Source organism: Streptomyces sp. NPDC020801 (assembly GCF_044334385.1).
Lineage (GTDB): Bacteria > Actinomycetota > Actinomycetes > Streptomycetales > Streptomycetaceae > Streptomyces.
The window spans coordinates 1-19,456 of the sequence record NZ_JBIRST010000039.1 but is presented as its reverse complement, the minus strand read 5'-3'; the positions used below and the strand labels follow the sequence as shown (position 1 = coordinate 19,456).

The following is a 19,456-nucleotide window of genomic DNA, read 5'->3' as shown; positions in this document are numbered from 1 at the left end:
CGCCTTGGCCCTGACCGCGCTGGGCGCCGTGCAGCTCGTCGGCTGCTCCCCGGACTGGTCAGGCGTGCGGGCATCCCAGGCCGCCACCGAGCCTGCCCACCAGCCGGCACTGCGCACCTTTTACCAGCAGAAACTCGCTTGGACCCGCTGCGGCGAGCTACAGTGCGCCACGCTGACCGTCCCCATGGACTACGCACACCCCCACAACGGGAAGACCTTCACCCTTCCCGTGATCAAGTCCGCTGCCACCGACCCGGACCGACGGATCGGCTCGCTGGTCTTCGATCCGGGAGGCCCGGGCGACTCCGGCGTGGCCGTGTTGAAGGCGGAAGGCGTGACCTCCTTCGGCCAACAGGCCAAGGCACGCTTCGACATCGTCGGATTCGACCCGCGCGGCGTCGCTGGCAGCAAACCCGCCCTGGACTGCACCGCCCGGGACGACACAGCAGATCGGGCCGGGCAGAACGAGGACAGCACCGACACGCCGCAACCGCTGTATCCACGCACCCACGCCGAACGGCAGCTCGCGCTCGCGGACGCCGCCCGTACCGCAGCGCGGTGCCAGGCGCGCAGCGGCGAGATCCTGCCCCACATAGGCACCCTCGACGCCGCCCGCGACATGGACGTGCTGCGCTCCGCGCTCGGCGAAGACCAGCTCACCTACCTCGGCTGGTCCTACGGCACCTATCTGGGGACCATCTACGCCGAGCAGTTCCCCCAGCGAGTGCGCGCACTGGTCCTCGACGGCGCCCTCGACCCTTCGCAGGACTGGGCCCAGCAGGCCCTGAGCAGCGGAAGGGCCTTCCGCAAGGCGGTCGACGAGTACGCCGACAAGTGCGCCCAGGTGGTGAAGGATGCCTGCCCCGCGGACACACCGGACGGGATCCGCACGCTCATAGCCGACCTGTTTGCGAAAACAGCCCGCATCCCCCTGCCCGTCAAGGACGGCACCGACCGGGTCGATCAGGCCACACTGCAGGCCACCATCACCGCATCGATGTATACGCCGGAATCCCAGTGGCAGGACCTCTCCGAGGCTCTGAGCGCGGCCCACGAGGGCGACGGCACCAAACTGGCCGCGATCGGGAACGACGATGATCCGGGCGCCTCCGAGGCTGCGACCGACCACAGCACAGCCGCCGCCTCCCCGCGCGACAACAGCAACGACATCCTGACAGCCGTCGACTGCATAGACACACCACACCCCAAGGACCCCCAGGCGTACTGGGACGCCCTCGACCGTGCCCACCAGGAGTCAGGCGTGTACGGCACCTCCAACGTACTCACCGAGCTCACCTGCCGGAACTGGCCATCCGGCCCGCTCAAGCCACACCGGGTAAAGGCCGACGGTCTACCGCCCGTCCTGGTGGTGGGCACCACCGGTGACCCTGCGACCCCGTACGAAAACGCGCAGAGCCTCGCCTCTCAGCTCCCGGGCGGCATGCTGCTCACCTACAAAGGCCTGGGCCACACCGCCTACGGACGCAGCAACAGGTGCGTCACCGACGCGGTGGACGGCTACCTCGTCGATCTCAAGCTCCCACGACCGGGGACGACTTGCTACTACTAAAGGGGGTTGCAGAAGGCTGTGATCAGGTCATCTTCCGTGCATGGGTGGGGTGTTGAGGGCTGAGCGGGTGTGGGTGGAGACGTTCACCGGCCTGCGGACTGATCAGTTCAGCCGGCTGTTGAAGGCGGTTCGGGAGCGCGGTGGGGAGGGGTGTGGGTGGGGTCGTCCGTGGCGGCTGCCGCTGGCTGAGCGGGTGTTGCTGGTGGCCGTGTACTACCGGACGAACCTCACCATGCGGCAGCTCGCCCCGCTGTTCGGCGTCTCCCCGGCGGCCGTGTGCCGGGTGATCCAACGGCTCGGTCCGCTGCTCGCGCTCGAGCCGATCCGGGCCCGGCAGGAGGCCGTCGAGCGGTTGTGGATCGTGGATGGCACGTTGATCCCGGTGCGTGACCGGGGGGTGGGTGCCTCCTCCCGCAACTACCGGTTCTCGGCGAACGTACAGGTCATCGTAGATGCGGAGACCCGTCTAGCTTGATCTTTAACCTGTGCGGCGGGGCTTCGGGGTGGTTGACCTCTTCTTTTGTCCCTGTGCTGGCTGTGTCTTCTTGGGTGTGTGCACGTCGTGGCGGGGTGCAGGACGGGTGGTTTTTCGGCCCGCTGGTCGTCCGGGGCCGGGGCGGGTGGGTTTCGGTGCTCTGGCCGGGCAAGCGGTCTGTGGGCGGATGTGCCGGAAGTCGCGGCGGACACGCGCGGGAGTGAGCCTGTCCGGGGAACTGGGTTGCTCCCAGGGACGGCGCCGGTCGGCTGCGAGGGGGCGGGCGAGACGCAGTTGGGTGTAGGCGGCGAGGATCAGCCAGGTCCAGCGGTCGGCGGCCTCGGGTGTGCGGATCTTTGGGCAGGTCCAGCCGAGGGTCTGCTTGAAGAGGCGGAAGGTGTGCTCGATATCGAAGCGCCGCAGGTAGGCCTGCCAGAGACGGTCGACGTCTGCCGCAGTGGCGTCGGTACCTGACCACCACAGCCAGACCGGCTTCGGTGTTGCGCCGCTGGGCAGGTGGCCGATGTCCAGGCGGATCACCGTCCCCTCGACGACCGGGAGAGTGCTGTCGGCGGTGGCCCAGGAGGAGCGGTGGGTGAGCCTGGGGTGCAGCCGGTCCCAGGAGCGGGCCATGGCGGTGCCGTAAAGACGTGTGTCGGTGACAGTTTCGGTGTCCGGGACGCCCCAGGTATCGGGCTGCCCGAAGACGAACTCGCCGCCGTGCCGGGGTGGGCGGCCCATCGTGTGTGGCTGGCGGGGTGGAACAGCCCGGCGCAGGACCCGGTCTGAGCGCATCCGGGCGAGTACCTGGACCGGCAGGTCTTTGAGCAGGAACGCAAGACGGGGCGCGTCGTATCCGGCGTCCGCGATGACGAGGACGTCGGGGTCGCCCTCCTGCCACTGCCCGGCGGTGATCAGCCGGTGGAGCAGGTCGCGCGGCTGCCGGGCGGTGACGGTGGCGTTGTCGTCCCCGGGGGCCAGGCGAAGCGCGTCCAAAGGTGCGGTCCAGGAACTGCGACCCGGCTCGAGCGCGCAGATGATCGAGTACGGCCGGCCAGGGATAGGGATGTGCTGGTCTTTGCCCCGGCCGTAGGTGTGACACAGGATCCGCTGCGGTGAGGTGTGAGCATCGGGGCGTAGCCAGCAGGTGATGTCGATGGCCAGGACCAGCCGGCCGTCGACAGCCCGCGGCAGTGGCACCGCGGCCAGGGCCCGCCGCAGCCGGACGGTATCGACCCTGCCACGGGCGAGGGCGGCATAGAGCCCGCCATGACCGCGTCGGTGTTCGCCGACCAGCGACAGTTCGGCCAGCGACCTCACCGGTCCGTCGCCGCACAGAATGGCGTCGGCCAGCTCGAACAACGCATCCGAACGAGCAGTGAGACTGGAGTAGAACTCGCCCCGGAAGCATGACAGTTCTACCAACGGCTCTTGCCGGGCGTCGTGATGCAGCAGACTCATCTTCACGGCCTTCGTGCTGGACATGTGTGTTCCTTGGTCGGAGCACATGTTCAGACGAAGGCCGCTTTGGCGTACAGCGGTTACCGAACCGAGTGATCAAGTTCGAGACACCATTCGACGCCGGCCGTTAAAGATCAAGCTAGGCCGTGCATCGGAAGTGAATCTTGCACATAGGGTGTCGGCATGTCGCTGAGCCACACAGCCCTCTCGTCCGGACGTTCGATCGAGCTCACCGAGCTGCGAATGTCTTCGACCTATGGAGGGATGCTGGAGGGCTACCCCTGCAAGCCCATCAATGACATGAAGGTCAGGAACCTCCAGCGGCAGGCTGAACGTGCGTTTCCCTCCACGCCGGTCCTTCTGGTTCCCCCCTCCCGCGAGTACCCGGACCAGACTGCCGGCGCCTTCGGCCCCGTTGAGGTGCTGCCTTTCGTGACCTGCATCGGCGCCTTCCGCTCAACAGCGGTCGCCTCTGAACTCGACCCGGTGCTGCACCGTTCCGCACTCACCGTCATCTGGTTCCAGACCAGCTTGGATGTCCCGTCAGACAAGGACGCAGACCCTGTGCTGCGCAGCATTCGCTGGGAGGAACTGGCCCAGGACTACGAGCTCTAGCGACGGGTGCCGATCACAGCCACTCGTTGATCGCAGCGATCACGACGGTCGCCTCGTAGCGGACCGCCAGCTTGTCGTATCGCGTGGCGACGGCGGGGTGCCTCTTGAGGCGGTTGATCCCGCAATCGACCGCGTGACGCTTGCGGTAGTCGGCCGGGTCGAAATGTGGTGGTCGGCCGCCGCGCGAGCCGAGCTTCTGGCGGTTGCGTGCCTGGTCGGCCTTGTCAGGGATGGTGCAGCGGATTCCGCGACGGCGCAGGTAAGAGCGGTTTCTGCGGGAGGCGTACGCCTTGTCGGCGCGGACCCGATGGGGACGGACACGTGGCCGACCCGGCCCGATGCGGGGCACGCGGACTTTCTCCAGTACGGCTGCGGCGAGTCCCCGCGCTGCCCGGCCGTGACCACGATCGACATAGGCTTCTGGCCCTGCTCGACGGCCAGGTGCAGCTTGGTGGTGAACCCGCCGCGCGAGCGTCTCGGGCTCGGCGAAGACACCGCCCGGCGGTTCCTTCTGCAGGTCGCCCTGCCTTCGGGCTCCGGCCGCATGCTGGTGGGCGCGGCAGACCGTTGAGTCGACGCTCAGGTCCCACGTGATCGCACCCTTCGCGTCGGCCAGGGACTGGAGCCGGGTGAGGATCCGGTGCCAGATTCCGTTCCGCTGCCACCGGCGGACGAGGTCGTAGACCCGGCCCCACGGTCCGTACTCGACGGGTACGTCCCGCCACGGAACACCGGTCCGGACTCGAACCGTATGCCGTCGATCAACTGCCGCCGGGACCAGACGGGCGGCCGCCCCGCCTTCATCCCCTTCGGCAGCAACGGCTCCAACAACGCCCACTGCTCGTCCGTGAGATCACCCCGTCCCATGAACTGTGATCATTCACCGCTCAAGATCCACTTTCGATACACGGCCTAGCTTGATCTTTAACGTCCGGTGTCGAATGGTGCGTCGAGCTTGATCACTCGGTCTGGTATCCGCCGTACACGGAAGCGGCCTTCGTCTGAACATGTGCTCCGACCAAGGACCAGCACATCCCGGTTCCCGGCTGGCCGTACTCGATCATCTGCGCACTCGAGCCGGGCCGCAGCTCTTGGACCGCTCCGCTGGACGCATTGCGCCTGGCGCCCGGGGACGACAGCGCCACCGTCACCGCCCGGATGACGACATGGCGGTGGTGGAGTGCCGATAGTTTTTCGACTGCATCGCGAGTGGGCACCAGGTGGCGTCCATGATCAGCACCGTGTCCTTGTGGCACCGCAGCCGGTGCGTCCCCGGGGCGGGGGTACGCACCGGCCGTTGCCGTGTGACGGGATACGTCGTGATCAGTTGCTACGGCCCTTGAGGCGCGGTGTGTCGCAGGACCAGATGCCGCGTCCGTGTGTGGCGGCGTAGAGCTTGCCGTCGGGGCCGAGGCGCAGTTGCATCACGGCCGTGGTGGGGATGTTGTGTCCCAGGACCAGCCACTTCGTGGTCCCGGCGGGGCGGTAGAAGGTGGCGAGGTCGGTGCCGAGGGCGAGGCCGCCGTTCGGCAGGAGCTTGACCGTGTCGGCGGGGACGTCCGGGAGGTTGGCCGAGATGTCCGTCCAGGTCGCACCGCCGTCCCTGGACTCGAAGACGTGGCCGACGCCGGCCCCCGGGCCCTCGGTGAAGCGGCGGGAGAAGCCGTTGATGGCCACGTAGACGTGCTGGGCGTTGGCCGGGGCGATCTCGAAGCCCGAGACGTAGCGGTTCGGGACGGTGCCGTCGACCGGGAGGTTCAGCTGGTGCCATCCGGTGCCGTCGGCGTTGCCGGCCGCGATGCCACGGGTGAAGCCCTGGTTGTTGCAGGGGCCGCACCAGCCGACGTACACCGTGCCCCCGGAGGACGCCACGGCGGTGGCCACATGGCCGTCGCCGAGGTCGTAGGCGTCCTTCCACTCCTTGCCGGAGCGGATCGCGAAGCCCTTGGTGTTCACCCACACGTGCCGGCCGCCCGCGATCCAGGTGTTGGTGTCCTTGGCGTCGGCGGTGATCGGCGCGATGAAGCGGGCACCCGCACCAGCCTGGTCCTTGTCGGGCGGGGCGACCTCGTACTCGGTGGCCTTGGACGGGTCCGTCGACCAGGAACCGTCGTTGACACCGCAGTCCTGGGTGACCCACATGTCCAGGTAGACGTACTCGGCCGCGATATTGCAGCCGTTGGCCGGGTCGGCGATGGTGTCGCCGCCGTCTCCGCCGAAGTTGGAGCCCATGACCTTGTCACGGCCGCGCAGGATCGACTGGCCGTTGTCCTGCAGGCCGCCGGTGACCGAGACGCCGCCGTTGGTGAGGTCCCTGCCGACCCCCACGGAGTAGTACTGCAGGGTGTCCAGGGTGCCGTCGTTGAGGGACTGCCAGTCCTTGGCGTGACCGCCGGAGTCGACCGCGCCGTTCAGCGGGCGGCGGTAGATACCGCCGTCGTTGCCGACGTACGCCCAGATCCTGCCCTTGTAACTGCCGATCGCGACCGCGTGCTGGTCGGAGTGCGTGGTGGGTGAGCAGTCACCGGTCTGCTTGGCCGGGTCGATGCTCCAGCAGGGGAAAGGGAAGTTCCAGTACGGGCCCGGGGTCGTCCAGCTCCGGCCGCCGTTCTTCGTCTCGAAGACCTCTTCCAGGCCCAGGTAGACGTGGTCGGCGTTGGCCGGGTCGACCTGGAGGAACTGGTTGTACCAGGACTGGATGCCGGGCATGTGGCCCGCGGTCTGCAGGGCGGATCCTGACGCCTTCAGCTTGGTGTAGTCCGCGATCAGCGTCCACGGCCCGAACGGCGAGCCGTTCTTCGACACGTACACGCCCTTCAGCCCGCTGTCCGGGTTGGCGGTCGTCTGCGCCGGGGACTGGTCGACGGCGTACAGGCGCGAGCCCTCGGCCGCGGCCGCGAAGGTCATGTTGCCGACGTCGGCACTGCCGGTGGGCAGGTCGCCGAGCCCGCCGACCGGCTTCCAGCTGCCGTCGTCCTGCTTGGCGTACAGCCCGTTGTAGGTGTCGCCGCCGCGCCAGCCGACCGCGAGCAGGACCTTGTCCGGGTCCTTGGGGTCGACGGCGATGTCGTTGGCGATGTTCTTGTACGGCGCGCTCGGGTCGTCCGCCTTGGAACCGCTCGGCAGATAGTCCGGGTTGGGGGCGAACTCGTGCTTCCACGGTCCGGACAGAGCGGTCGTGGAGTGCGACCACACGCCGGTACTCGTTGCCGCCCACACCTTGGGGCCCGCGAAGCGCAACGCGTGGATGACGGTGGACTCCAGCTCGGCTCCGCCCACACGGTCACCGGGCTGGAACTGCCCGTGGCGCGGGTCCTTCAGGACGTACACGCCCGTACCCACGAAGGACGTCGCCCCGGTGTTCGACTCGCCGGTGGCGTACCAGAGCCGGTTCCGGCCGTCCAGGTCGAGGGTGCCCGTGGACAGCGACGGCAGCCTGTCGGCGATCGGCTTCCAGTCGCCGCCGGTCGTGGACCGGAAGACACCGCCGTTGGCACCGCCCGCGTACACATAGCCCTGGTCGTCGGCGGCTATGCCGGTGATCCGGCCGGCCACCTTTCCCGAGCCGCCACTGGAGTTGGAGTTCTGATCGCGGTAGCGGGGGTCGTCGGAGTCGTACGGCTTCTTCGTGACGTGCTCCCAGCTGCCCGGCGTGTGCCGCATCGACTGCAGCTGCTGCCAGGCGGCCCCGTAGGCGCCGGGCGCGACTACACCGGGCGCGGTACGCGCCTCGGTGAACTGGGCTGTGGACTCGGCGGAGTTCTCCGCCTCGTCGGCCCCGTCGTCATCGCCCTGCGCGGCCACCGCGGACACTCCGCGGCCCGCGTTCACCGCCTCGATATGCTGGCGGCCTATCGCGGCCTGGTGCTGCGCCTGCCACGGCCGGGGTCTGGTGTCGGCCTGTGCCGGGAACGACTGGGTGCATACCAGTCCGAACGTGGCGGCCACGACGGTGCAGGTTATAAGCCGTCGCTGATGCATTAAGGGCCACATGCCCTCTCCTCCCTGCGACGCAATGGGGAATCTTGGCGTGCCCACAACAGTCACGCAAAGGGCTCATAGGAAAATTGGTGGGGAGTTTACGTTTGTGGGCCGCCTGGACCCGAACTGTTTTGACACCACTATTGATGACGTCTGTCATGGGTGTCGCAGGGCCGGGAGCACGTCTGTAGGTGGGTAACTGGAAGACGGTCAGCCGGTCCTGGCCGTCGTTGAACGCTCGCATGTCCACGCACATGTGGGTGTCGAGGATGCCCGTATGCTGCGTCAAGCGGCAGCAGACGAGGTACCAAGGGCTGGCGTCCGTTGGATCTGACCGTAGATCTCGCGAGCGACGTAGCGCTTGATCAGCACCTGCTTCGAGACCGAGGACGCCGACCAACCGGTCCCGCGCGACGCCCGAGGCGAGCGCCTGCCCGAGGACGCCGATCCGGAACTCGCCGTCGGGGAAACCGGGTTCCGCACGTTCGGGAAGTCCAAGGACTCCCGCGACGACCTACCACAGGTTGTCGTCGGCATGGCGGTCACCTGCGACAGCGTCCCGGTCCGCGTCTGGTCGTGGCCGGGCAGCAGCACCGACACCAACCCGATCCGCAAGGTGAAGGAAGACTTGCGCGAGTGGTCGCTCTCGCGGGTGGTTGTGCGTCGCCGACCGGGGCTTCACCTCCGCGGCCAATCGCCGCGCGCCCATGCAAGCAGGCGGCGGCTACATCATCGGCGAGAAATTCCGCTGCGGCTCCCCCGAGGTCATGCAGGCCCTGTCCCGGCCCGGACGCTACGCAACCGTCCGCGACAACCTGCAGGTCAAGGAGGTCAACATCGACTCCGAACCAGCCCACCTGTCCGGGCAGTTGTCCACCAAGCCCGGCCTGAAACGCTACCTGCGCACCAACCCGGCGGACGACTGCGGATCGACAAGAAGAAGATCGCCGCCGAGGCGAACCTGGACGGCAAGTACCTCCTGCGCCCCTCCGGCCCGAAGCTGTCAGCCGAGGGCATAGCCCTGGCATACAACTCACTTCTTGAGGTGGAACGCGACTGGAGGGCGTGCCGGAATACGGCGTCGGGCAGGACGGTCTGTTTTCGTGAGGTTCATGGCGCATGCGTGAGTCCAACTCCGAGGTGTCCGCGAAAGATTGTCCGGTGTCTCAACCGGCCGGGATGGCTTGCGTGCAGGCTGATTGAAGTGACCATAGCCAGACTCGTGCGACCAGGAATCCTCTGGCCAAGGACTTTTTACTCCTTTAAGGATCTCATCAGGCTGCCTTATCTGTTCCGGGGTTGCCCCCATTGCTTCGCCGAAGGCTGACATGGGCGGAAACAGCTGGTCAGCGCGGGGTCTCGTCGACCACGGTGATAACCGAACCGGGCTCGCCAGCAACATCGGAGGAAAGGCGGTTGACACGGGCAGATCATATTCACTACGTTCCCAACCACTCCGGCCGGAGAAGGACTTCTTGCCGGAGTGTGGGGTCGCCGAAGCCACTCCACACCGCCATGTGCGGAAGCGCTGCTTTCCCGGCTGCGACCAACCCTTGAGCCCGCCGACGCTCTCCGGCTGAGCACTGAACGATCGTTTCCTTCCCCCAGGGACATGCCGCTGCGCCCCCCAACACACTGGCGTACCGGCTGCGTTGTCCCGCCTCCCCCACAACGAGGAGCGTGTAATGGGTTCCCACCGACGCCAGCGGCCGCGTGACCACCGACCGATACGCCTGGCGGTGATGTCCACCATGGGTGGCATCACCCTCGCGACCACCATCGCCACAGCAGCCAACGCCGCCCCGGCCACCCCCGGCGCGGCCACTCAGCGGTCACTGCCCCTGGCCAACACGGCCGAGTCCGTTGTTTCCATAAAACTGGACTCCACCCAGGCGCCGGACCTGGCGGACTGGCTGCAGAACGAGGTCCAGCCGGTGCTGAAGACCTGGTACCCACAGATCCAGAGCACACTGGGCGGCCACACTCCCAACAGTTTCAGCGTCACAATCAGCTCCAGCTACGACGGAGTCGCCTACACCGCTGGGGACGAGATCGTGCTCAGCGCCGACTACTTCCGCGCGCACCACTCCGACGTCGGCGCGGTCGTGCACGAATCTGTCCACGTCGCCCAGCAGGCCCACGGGATACAGGGGTGGGCGGTCGAAGGAGCCGCCGACTGGTTCCGCTACTACCGCTACGAAGGCCACGGGCGTCCCAAGCCGCCAGCGAACGCAAGTTGGACTGAGGGCTACGGAACGACGGCCTACTTCTTCGAGTACATCCGCTCCCACTACGACACCAACTTCCTGCGCCAGCTCCAGGCCGCGGGCCAGAGCGGCGGCAACGCGGAGACAGTGATCCAACAGTCCACCGGCACGTCCACCGCGCAGGTCTGGGACGAGATGCAGAGCCGCGCCAGCCAGGACTTGTCCGGCTGATCCGCGGGTCTCGGCGTCGATCACCACGGTGGCACAGCGGTGCCGCCGGCGCAGCGCGAAGGCGTCGACGCCGATCACACGGGGCACCCGCCCGGGGCAACGGAATCCGCACCAGGGCGGGCAGGGCCATTTGACGAGACAGGCTCACTGCGAGTATCGCCAGCAAGCGCGGCCCGCCAACTCCAGGGCCGTCGCCCGGACTTCACTGGTCAGGCGGGACGTGCGTCACTGGTATCGCTCCAGGACTCCGGGCACGTGCTCGCGGAAGGTATGGCGGCAGCCACACGTGGGACACACCAGACGCCGCACCCGCACACGGACCACCACCCGTCGCCCGTCCACCATCTGCATGGGTGAAACACCCACCCCTCTCCTCCTTCGAGCGGGGAACACTCCGCAGCCGGTTCGGCCACGGCAACATAGTGGGCGAGGCGATCACGACCGGCTCGGCGGGATTGTCGACCGCTGTCTGCCCGCCTGCCAAAGTCGGCAAGACGCATCCCCCAGGCCCTCGGCCGCCTCGCCATCCCGTCGGAGCTTCAACGTCCGCCTCGCCAAAACCAGCCGGATCCTGGCCGGGCTGCCAGTGGCCACGCGGACCGCACGACGGGACAAGCCAGCCGCCGCAGTACCGCCCAGCCCCGTCGCGCGTAGGCGTGCTGCAGGCCCCTGGCCGCCGGGCCGCGCGCCTTCGTGCCCTCGATGCGGCCTCCGAGGGAGAGGGTGACGTCCGCCCCGAGGTCCGCCCTGTCGTCGGTGGGCGAGACACCGACGCCCATCGCCCGGTGCAGCTCCCAGGTGAGGAGCGCCTCGGAGCCCGGCGGAACAGCTCCTCGCCCTCGCCGATCCGGGTGCGCATGCGCAGCGCGCGGAGGCCCTACGGGCAGTGGCCGGCCTTGCGGGTCGCGCCGACATCCTCGTACGTGAAGTCCGCCAAAGACATGAGACCCCAGCGTAGGGCGGTCCCCGGCGTCGCGTTTCCGCCGGGGACCGCCCGTGCCGTCAAGTGCGCGCTAGCTCACGTTGACCGCGGACCAGGCCGCCGCCACCGCGTTGTACTCCGTGCTGTCTGAGCCGTAGAGGTCGGCCGCCGCCGACAGTGTGCCAGTACGGGCCGCCTTGTAGTCGGTGGCCGACGTGAAGTACGTCGTCAGCGCCTTGTACCAGATCTGCAGCGCCTTGGCGCGGCCGATGCCGGTGACCGTGGAGCCGTTGTAGGTCGGGGAGTCGTAGGCAACGCCGTTGATGGTCTTCGAACCGCTGCCCTCCGACAGGAGGTAGAAGAAGTGGTTCGCCACACCCGAGGAGCGATGGACGTCGAGATTGCCGACATCGGAGGACCAGTAGTCGGCGGAGACGCCGTCCTTGCTGGGCTTGTCCATGTAGCGCAGCGGGAGCTCATCGCCTCTGAAGTTGATCTTCTCGCCGATGAGGTAGTCGCCGGGGTCGGAGGGGTTGTGGGCGTAGAACTCCACGCCGGTGCCGAAGATGTCGGAGGTCGCCTCGTTCAGTCCGCCGGATTCGCCTTTGTAGTTGAGGCCCGCGGTGGCGAAGGTGACGCCGTGGCTCATCTCGTGGCCGGCCACGTCCAGCGCGGTCAGCGGGTGGGTGTTGCCGGCCCCGTCGCCGTACGTCATGCAGAAGCAGCTGCCGTTCCAGAACGCGTTCTTGAACGAGTTGCCGTAGTGGACCCGGGAGGAGGCCGCCACACCGTCGTTCCTGATGCCGCTGCGGCCGAAGGTGGCCTTGTAGAAGTCCCAGGTCACGGCGGCGCCGTAGTGCGCGTCGGCGCCCGCGGTGGCGGCGTTCGACGTTGTTCCGTCGCCCCAGGTGTCGCTCGACTGCGAGAACAGCGCGCCGGTGCCGGACGTGGCCTGGTCGAGGTTGTACGTCTTGTGGCCGCCGCGCGAGCCGTCGTTCAGCGTGTACGTCGAACCCGACCGCGTGGTGGTCAGCTCCTCCCGGCCGCTGTACTGGGTGTTGCCGATGCCCGTCTCGATGCCCTGGTACCGGAAGAGTTCCTTGCCGGTGGCGGCGTCGGTGATGACGTGCAGTTCGTTCGGGGTGCCGTCGTCCTGCAATCCGCCGATCACCGTCTCGTACGCGAGGACCGGCGTGCCGTTGCCGGCCCAGATCACCTTGCGCGGTGGGCTGCCGGCGACGGTCTTGGCCGAGCCCACCGACTGGGCAACCTTCGCGGCCTGCTTCTCTGCCGCCACCGCGGTGATCTGCGGCTTGAGGGAGGCCGGCTTGATGGTCGCCTTCGTCGCTCTGGTCATGCCCTCGGTCTTGCCGGCCTTCGATTCGTGGACGACCAAGTCGCCGCCGAGCACCGGAAGGCCGGCGTACGTGCGCTCGTAACGCGTGTGGACCGTCCCGTCGGCGTCCTTCACGACGTCCTTGACGACCAGCCGTTCCTTGACACCAAGGCCTATCTTCCGGGCCGTCTCGGGCGCGGCGGCCTGGGCCTGCTTGATGAGGGAGGTGCGCGCGGCCGGGGACAGCGCGATCGGGGCCGCGGTAAGCGGCCTGACGGTCTGGGCGGTGCCGTGGGCGGAGGCAAAACCGGTGGTCAGACCGGGTATGAGCAGGGCTCCGGCTGCGACTACGGTGGCCATGGCCAGAGTGGTGCGCTTGTGGCGCGCGTGGAGGGGAGGCACACAAACTCCTTTTGTGGGGGGGCGTGGACGCACGACGTGGGCGCGGACGCACGACGTGGGAGTGAACGCACGACATGGGCGCGGACGCACGACGTGGGAGTGAACGCACGACATGGGCGTGAACGCACGAGGTGGACGCGGACGCACGACGTGGACGCGGACGCACGACGTGGGCGTGGCCGCACCGATGGTGTGAAGATTTGCTACGGGTGAGGCCTGCGGTGAAAGAGTGACATTTGGACTGCGTGCATGTCAGGAGGGCAAAGCAAGCTTGGCTGAAAATCAACGTCTGGGTGGAGAGTGGTGAACGCCGAATGGGCTCTGATTCACGGTCAGGGGCCGTCCAAGTCCGGCACGGGGTACGGCAAAGGGCAAAGCCCTGAAGGGTCTGCCTACCGGGACGACGCCCTGCCGTCGGTGCGCCGTGACGCGCATTCGGTCGCGACCTACGGAAACGTCAGCTTCAAGCCATTGACGGTGCCGACGTCCGGCGCCGCCTGGCCCTGGACCCTCAACGTCCGGGTTCCGTCGGCCATTTCGGACGACGCGTTCACGGTGTAGGTGTTCGTGACGTTGTCCGCGGAGTCGGACGAGCACAGTTGTCCTCGGACGCGCCGTCCTTGCTGACGCCATTGGGCCCTGTCACCGACAAACCCTGCCCCAGTCGGCCCTCCGAGACGAACGCCGCCTCCGCGAATGCGCGGACGCGTGTTGAACGCCAACTGCTGCCGCTTGGCCCATGTCCAGGCGCAGCGTCGAAGACATCGGTCCGACGGGGCTGATCATCCGCCGGGCAGGTCTCAGGCCACCGTCGAAGCCACCGTCGCCTGGTGTGCCTCGGTCAGGTGCTCTTCGCGTTCAGACACGGCAGGAACTGTGCTCCTTTGCGCCAGCCCTGACCCGCAACCCGCAACCCGCAACCCGCAACCCGCAACTACCGTTCGGCACCGGGGTGAAGGTGACCCACGTCGCCAACGTCAAGTCCCTGGTAATGGCATCAACGACCGGGGCACCTTCCAGCAGACCCCCAGACGTTCAAATACATGCGGAACCACCCGAGTCGGCCGCCGATAGCTCCGGGCTATATGCAGTTGCCATCATCCGCCCAGCCCCTTGCCTGCCCGAGACTCCTACGGAACCGATCGTTCGTCACCCCCTACGAACGAGACAAACTGACAGGAGTCCCCCCACATGAAACCCTCCCCTGCCTCTCACAGGCCCACGAAGATCTCCAGGAGGCTGATCTCCGTCGCCCTCGGCCTCGGTCTGGCCTCCGCCGCGCTGGGTACCGCGTCGGCGGTCACGGCACCGTCCGGCTCCGCCACCGCCCGGTCGGGCTCGGCGGAGAGCGCCGCGGACAACAAGGCGTTCTTCGAGGCCGTGGAGAAGTCCGTCGCCAAGGAGCAGGCCGCCCACCCGAACCTGCAGTCGGTGACGGTCACCTACAACGCCTCCCAGGCGCCGAGCTTCGGTTCCCAGATATCGAGCGCAGCCTCCATCTGGAACAGCTCCGTCTCGAACGTCCAGCTCCAGGAAACCTCGGGCAACGCGGACATCACCTACACCGAAGGCAGCGATCCGAACCTCGGGTCCCACGCCTCCACCGACGGTCACGGCCACGGCACCATCTTCCTGGACAAGGCGCAGATGCAGCAGAACGACCCGGTCCGTATCGCCGCCCACGAGACCGGTCACGCGCTCGGCCTGCCGGACCACTACAGCGGCCCGTGCAGCGAGCTGATGTCGGGCATCGTCCCCGGCCCGTCCTGCCACAACACCTCTCCCAACGCCGACGAGCGCTCCCGCGTCGAACAGTTGTGGGCCAACGGCCTCGCGAACGCTCTGACGAAGACGAACCAGACGATCGGGGCACACTGACCCGCGAGCTACGTTTCTCCCCAGAAGAAGCCTTCCCGCCGGGCTGACCGACGCCGACAGCAGGGCGGGACAGGCCAACATAACCATGCGGCGGGCCCTCGACCTGCGGCCCCGGCTGCAGGTCGACCGGCCAGCCGCTCGGGGCGCCCGCGGTGGCCGCCGGCGACGTTCGCCCGGATCCTCCAGGGCGCCGCCGCCCGCCACTACAAGGCCGGCTTCATCCTGCTGCTCTGGTACGACGCGGACTTCAACGCGACGAACGCGACCAACCAGCTGCGCAGTTGCCTCCAGGCCACCTACGACCGCCACCGCAAGCCGATCTGGCTCACCGAGTAGGCGCTGATCGACTTCTCGTCCGGCACACGGAGGTACCCGACGCAGGCTCAACAGGCCGCGCTCGTAGGCCAGTCGACCGCGATGCGGCCGGGACTGTCGTTCGTCGAGCCCTGCGCGTCGTCCACGCTCTCCACCAGCCGCGGCGACGGCACGGACCTCTACAACGGCGCCAACCGCCACCCAGGTGCGCACCGCCTACCGCGCGGTCGGCCGAGCAACGGCCTGCCCGGCCCGCACACCTTCCATTCCCGTCATCACTACCACGACATGTGAAAGAGGCAATGCAATGAATCATGCCCGCATACTCGCCCGCCCGATCGTCGGAGCCGCCGCGCTCGGAGCCGCCGCGCTCGGCTCGGTCGTGACCCTGGCGCCGACGAGCTCTGCCGCGCCCGCGGAGTCCGCCCCGCTCGCCGCCGCAACGTGCTGGGCGACGCACTACGGCCCCATGCCTGCCGGCGCCCTGACCGCCAGCGGCGAGGTCTTCGACAACAACGCGAACACCACGGCGACGTCCCTGACCCGCAACCCGCAACTGCCGTTCGGCACCAGGGTGAAGGTGACCAATGTCGCCAACGGGGAGTCCTTGGTCGTGCGCATCAACGACCGGGGCACCTTCCAGCAGACCCCCCAGGAACCCAAGTGCCTCGACCTGACCGACGGAGCCTTCAGCCGGCTCGGCGGCAGTCTCGACCCCGACGCAGGTCACATCGTCGTCACCCAAGAGGTGCTGTCATGACGGGCAGCACCCGGAAAACCGCCCTGGCAGTGGCCACACTCGCGGCCGGCTGCGCCGCGATCGCGCTCTCCGCGCCCGCGTCCGCGTCCGCGACCGGGGCCGCTGCCTAGCGGCCCGCCGTCCACGACCGCGACACGGCCGACCGTGCTCGGTGAGCACAAGGTGACCGGCCTCGACTGTGAGGGACGGGTCTTGAGGTTCCGGGCTACTCGTTCCTCGAGAAGCTCGTCATCAGCGGCCTTTGACGGAGGACGGGACCGACCGCCCGGTGCGGCCATGGACCCTCCGCGGCCGCACCAGGCCCGCCCACCCCGGGGGCCGGTGGGCGGACGCTCCGGCACCCGCAGGGCGCCCGCTTCCCCGACCGGAAGCGGGCGCCGTGCGACGGGGAGGGTCAGACCGCCAGGGGTTCCGAGGCCTCCTTCCGCTTGCCCGCCGAGCGGGAGGCGAACAGACGGTCGAGGCCGAACGCGCCGGAACCGGTGAAAACGAGGAGCAGGAAGGACCAGCAGAACATCACCGGCAGCTCGCCGCCGTTCTGGATCGGCCACAGGGCGCCCGGCTGGTGCACGTCGAAGTAGGCGTACGCCATCGATCCCGACGCGAGGAACGCGGCACCGCGGGTGCCGAGGCCGAGCAGCACCAGGGCGCCGGCGATGAGCTGGATCACGGCCGCATACCAGCCGGGCCAGGTGCCAACCGGGATGGTGCCGCCGGGGCTGTCCTCCACTCCGCCCAGGACTCCGAAGAGGGAGGCTGCGCCGTGGCAGCTGAAGAGCAGGCCGACGACGAGACGGAACAGGCCTATGACGTAGGGCTGAGCGCTGTTGAGGCGTGAGGTCATGTGCGTGGCTCTTTCGGTCTGGTACCGGCCCGCGAACGGACCGGCCTCGGGGGACGGAAACCGAGTGGCCAGATTAGGTATACCTATCAATGCTTGCAAGTTCAATATTATGACGGGTTCGGATTCGTTCGCTGTTCCGCTGACGCAGCCGTGCACGCGATCACCCCCGTCACCATGCCGGCGCCAGCGGCGTGACCGAATCCGGCTGGGACGGTCCACGGCCTCGTATGCGGCGCCCGCGACGAGCCGCAGGGAGAAGGCGGCCGCGCCGGCCGCGACCACAGCGTCCCCGGCCGGATGCGCCGCGGTCGTCGACACGAGCGCGGCGGCGCGACCACCCAGCCGCCCCGGGCGTAGCGCCTACGCCCGCGCGCTCCCGCAGAGCTCGGCCCGGGCGGCCGGGTGGGTGCCGTCCGCCTCGGTGTGGGCGTCCTCGCGGGTGTCTCGCCCGCCGCGTGGGGGCCGGAGCAGCAGCCTTGCCCTGTCGGGTCGCCTTGCAGGGGCCGGATCGCGAGATCGGCGCGAGGGAGCCCGGTGGGCTGACAGACATCACCACCTCTCCGATGGCGGCCAGGGAGTACTGTCAGGTAGTCGCCGTGCAGAATGTGCGGCATCAGACCCGCCTCGCGCAGGACGCGGCTGAGGCAGGCCCATTTCGGCGTCGATGGTGGGGGCGATCATCCAGCGGTCGTCGGCGAGGTCGATGGGCCGCACCTCGCGCCGCGCCGGGGCGCGATGATCGGCGGCGAGCGAGACGAACTGCGGCTCCCGCTCGACGAGCACCCGCACCCTGAGTCCGGACGGGATGCGGAGCGCACTGCCCTCGACCTCGTGCACGAACTTGGGGTCGCTGGATGAGCATGGCGACCAGAGCGGCGCAGAGTGCCGAGGGGACTCGCCGAAGTACCCCACTGCTGTCTTCTCAACGTCGCGGACATGCGAGAGATCAGGTTCATGTGCCAATGCTGTCTGCGACATGATCGACGTCTGGTTCGCTGAGGTCGGTCAGGTCCGTGCGTGTCGGCGGCAGGGGTGTGACGTGACGGCGGACGTCGTCGATGCCGCTGCGCATGACGTTGCGGAGCCACTTGCCGAGGGGGCGTTCGATGGTGCGGTGGATGAGCCATGCGGTGGCCAGCATGAGGACGGTGACCGAGATTACCAGGACCAGGGCGGGTATGCGGCCTTGGTAGTGGTGGATGAGGGTCATGCCGATGTTCATGTGGACGAGGTAGAGCGGGTAGGTGAGCGCTCCGGCGTAGGTGAGCCATTTCCACTGGATCCGGTCCAGGGCGCCGAGCGCGATCGCGGCGATCGCGGCGAAAGCGGCGAGGATGAGGAAGCGGGCGGGCCAGGTGGGCAGGGCCTGGGCGGTCACCCTGCCGAGGTTGGTGGCCATGCGGTAGCCGATGTAGCGCTGGGCGCAGCAGTTGCAGGATCACGATCGCCCACAGGACCGCGTTGGGCCGGTAACGGCGCATGAGGTGGAAGGCGATGCCGGCGATGAAGAACGGCGCGTACTGCGGCACCGCGAACGCGGTGAGCAGGGGCGTGTTCAGGACCGGCGCCAGGGCGGCGGCCGCGGTCCACACCCCGCACAGGATGAGGCAGTTGCGGTAGGTGACACCGAACAGCAGGACCACGGCAGTGATCAGGTAGAACTTGAGCTCAACGAAGAGCGTCCAGTAGACGGGGTCGACGTCGGGCGTGTTGTTGCCGCCCTGCAACATGGTCAGGTTCGTGATCACCCCGCCCCAACCGTGCAGGGAAGCCACCTCCGGCCACATCGTGATAACCGTGGCGCTCAGCAGGATGCCGGCCCAGTAGGCGGGGAAGAGCCGGGACAGGCGCGAGACGGCGAACTCGCCGACCGTGCGGCCCCACGCGCTCATGCAGATGACGAACCCGCTGATCAGGAAGAAGACCTCCACGCCGAGCCACCCGTACTCGGCGAACCTGTGGGCGGTCGGGAAGATCGTGGCGGTGGAGTGTCCCCACGGCCGGGCGAGCGCGACGTAGTGGTAAAGGACCACCATCAGTGCGGCGAGCAGCCGCAGCCCGTCGAGCGCCACAAGTCTGTTTCCCGAGCGATGCCCGGTCATTGGTGTAACCCCCCAGCGCTCTGGTCGGGAGCGCTTTTGGATTGAAATGACCTATAGGTTGCAAAGGACCTGTGAGTGAGCGGTATGTCGTCTACGATCACATGGTGTGCGTGGGTACACTGCGATCTTCGAGTGGATCGAGAGCTGGTTCACCATACGCAGACTGCACAGCAGCCTCGGCTACCGCAGCCCCGCCGAGTATGAGACCGTCCCAGCGGCCTGACCACCACACCGATGGCGTCTGTCAAGGCGGAGCAACTCAATCGCGGCCTGGCGTCGGCGTAGGTGCGCCCTTGCCGACTGACCATCAAGGCGAGGGACGTGGGCGCACCTTCCGAGCATCTGACCCCCTGCGGG

Annotated in this window: 13 protein-coding genes and 6 pseudogenes; 9 read left to right on the top strand and 10 right to left on the bottom strand. The window is 68.0% G+C overall.

Going from position 1 to position 19,456, the window contains the following annotated elements:
- Positions 1 to 4: 4 nt before the first annotated feature.
- Both ACH4UM_RS39690 and ACH4UM_RS39685 read left to right on the top strand, forming a co-directional pair.
- A complete protein-coding gene (locus ACH4UM_RS39690; RefSeq protein ID WP_398190895.1) occupies positions 5 to 1,570 on the top strand; it encodes an alpha/beta hydrolase in 1,566 nt (521 codons plus the stop codon).
- Between the two features lie 40 nt (positions 1,571 to 1,610).
- Positions 1,611 to 2,039, top strand: a pseudogene (locus ACH4UM_RS39685) (transposase family protein); the annotation flags it as partial.
- A 9-nt stretch (positions 2,040 to 2,048) separates the two neighbouring features.
- On the opposite strand, the gene ACH4UM_RS39680 reads toward ACH4UM_RS39685, so the two are convergent.
- Positions 2,049 to 3,506 carry an NF041680 family putative transposase gene (locus tag ACH4UM_RS39680; RefSeq protein WP_398190970.1) on the bottom strand — a complete coding sequence of 486 codons (1,458 nt, stop codon included), beginning with the start codon at positions 3,504 to 3,506 and terminating at the stop codon, positions 2,049 to 2,051.
- Positions 3,507 to 3,689: 183 nt separating this feature from the next.
- Here ACH4UM_RS39680 and ACH4UM_RS39675 point away from each other — a divergent pair, with 183 nt between their 5' ends.
- The gene (locus tag ACH4UM_RS39675) at positions 3,690 to 4,121 is read left to right on the top strand and encodes a hypothetical protein (RefSeq protein ID WP_398190892.1); all 432 of its coding nucleotides are present in this window, start codon (positions 3,690 to 3,692) and stop codon (positions 4,119 to 4,121) included.
- 13 nt (positions 4,122 to 4,134) lie between these two features.
- On the opposite strand, the pseudogene ACH4UM_RS39670 reads toward ACH4UM_RS39675, so the two are convergent.
- Positions 4,135 to 4,988 (bottom strand): annotated as a pseudogene (locus ACH4UM_RS39670) (IS5 family transposase).
- A gap of 456 nt (positions 4,989 to 5,444) precedes the next feature.
- On the bottom strand, positions 5,445 to 8,114 hold the full coding sequence (locus ACH4UM_RS39665) for a glycosyl hydrolase (protein ID WP_398190890.1): 2,670 nt from the start codon (positions 8,112 to 8,114) through the stop codon (positions 5,445 to 5,447).
- Positions 8,115 to 8,809: 695 nt separating this feature from the next.
- On the opposite strand from ACH4UM_RS39665, the gene ACH4UM_RS39660 reads away from it, so the two are divergent.
- The gene (locus ACH4UM_RS39660) at positions 8,810 to 9,121 is read left to right on the top strand and encodes a hypothetical protein (RefSeq protein ID WP_398190887.1); all 312 of its coding nucleotides are present in this window, start codon (positions 8,810 to 8,812) and stop codon (positions 9,119 to 9,121) included.
- 723 nt (positions 9,122 to 9,844) lie between these two features.
- A complete protein-coding gene (locus ACH4UM_RS39655; RefSeq protein WP_398190884.1) occupies positions 9,845 to 10,540 on the top strand; it encodes a basic secretory protein-like protein in 696 nt (231 codons plus the stop codon).
- Between the two features lie 6 nt (positions 10,541 to 10,546).
- On the opposite strand, the pseudogene ACH4UM_RS39650 reads toward ACH4UM_RS39655, so the two are convergent.
- The 3 genes and pseudogenes from ACH4UM_RS39650 to ACH4UM_RS39640 all read right to left on the bottom strand — a co-directional run.
- Positions 10,547 to 10,882, bottom strand: a pseudogene (locus ACH4UM_RS39650) (ISL3 family transposase); the annotation flags it as partial.
- 197 nt (positions 10,883 to 11,079) lie between these two features.
- A pseudogene (locus tag ACH4UM_RS39645) lies at positions 11,080 to 11,483 on the bottom strand (DUF1990 family protein).
- A gap of 70 nt (positions 11,484 to 11,553) precedes the next feature.
- On the bottom strand, positions 11,554 to 13,200 hold the full coding sequence (locus ACH4UM_RS39640) for a M4 family metallopeptidase (RefSeq protein ID WP_398190881.1): 1,647 nt from the start codon (positions 13,198 to 13,200) through the stop codon (positions 11,554 to 11,556).
- A 303-nt stretch (positions 13,201 to 13,503) separates the two neighbouring features.
- Here ACH4UM_RS39640 and ACH4UM_RS39635 point away from each other — a divergent pair, with 303 nt between their 5' ends.
- The 4 genes from ACH4UM_RS39635 to ACH4UM_RS39620 all read left to right on the top strand — a co-directional run bounded on the left by ACH4UM_RS39635 (position 13,504) and on the right by ACH4UM_RS39620 (position 16,153).
- Positions 13,504 to 13,761: a hypothetical protein gene (locus ACH4UM_RS39635; RefSeq protein ID WP_398190978.1), complete on the top strand. Its 258-nt coding sequence runs from the start codon at positions 13,504 to 13,506 to the stop codon at positions 13,759 to 13,761.
- 630 nt (positions 13,762 to 14,391) lie between these two features.
- Positions 14,392 to 15,078 (top strand): snapalysin family zinc-dependent metalloprotease, encoded by a 687-nt coding sequence (locus ACH4UM_RS39630; RefSeq protein WP_398190878.1) that lies wholly within the window; start codon positions 14,392 to 14,394, stop codon positions 15,076 to 15,078.
- A gap of 417 nt (positions 15,079 to 15,495) precedes the next feature.
- Positions 15,496 to 15,687, top strand: coding sequence for a hypothetical protein (locus ACH4UM_RS39625; RefSeq protein ID WP_398190875.1), 192 nt, complete (start codon positions 15,496 to 15,498; stop codon positions 15,685 to 15,687).
- Positions 15,688 to 15,700: 13 nt separating this feature from the next.
- A complete protein-coding gene (locus ACH4UM_RS39620; protein WP_398190872.1) occupies positions 15,701 to 16,153 on the top strand; it encodes a septal ring lytic transglycosylase RlpA family protein in 453 nt (150 codons plus the stop codon).
- A gap of 394 nt (positions 16,154 to 16,547) precedes the next feature.
- On the opposite strand, the gene ACH4UM_RS39615 is transcribed toward ACH4UM_RS39620, so the two are convergent.
- From ACH4UM_RS39615 to ACH4UM_RS39600, 4 genes and pseudogenes are all read right to left on the bottom strand, one after another.
- Positions 16,548 to 16,997: a DoxX family protein gene (locus ACH4UM_RS39615; protein ID WP_398190869.1), complete on the bottom strand. Its 450-nt coding sequence runs from the start codon at positions 16,995 to 16,997 to the stop codon at positions 16,548 to 16,550.
- Positions 16,998 to 17,476: 479 nt separating this feature from the next.
- Positions 17,477 to 17,846: pseudogene (locus tag ACH4UM_RS39610) on the bottom strand (LysR family transcriptional regulator); the annotation flags it as partial.
- Between the two features lie 103 nt (positions 17,847 to 17,949).
- Complete coding sequence (locus ACH4UM_RS39605; protein ID WP_398190866.1) at positions 17,950 to 18,396, bottom strand: acyltransferase family protein; 447 nt, start codon at positions 18,394 to 18,396, stop codon at positions 17,950 to 17,952.
- A gap of 94 nt (positions 18,397 to 18,490) precedes the next feature.
- Positions 18,491 to 19,033: pseudogene (locus ACH4UM_RS39600) on the bottom strand (acyltransferase family protein); the annotation flags it as partial.
- Between the last annotated feature and the right edge of the window lie 423 nt (positions 19,034 to 19,456).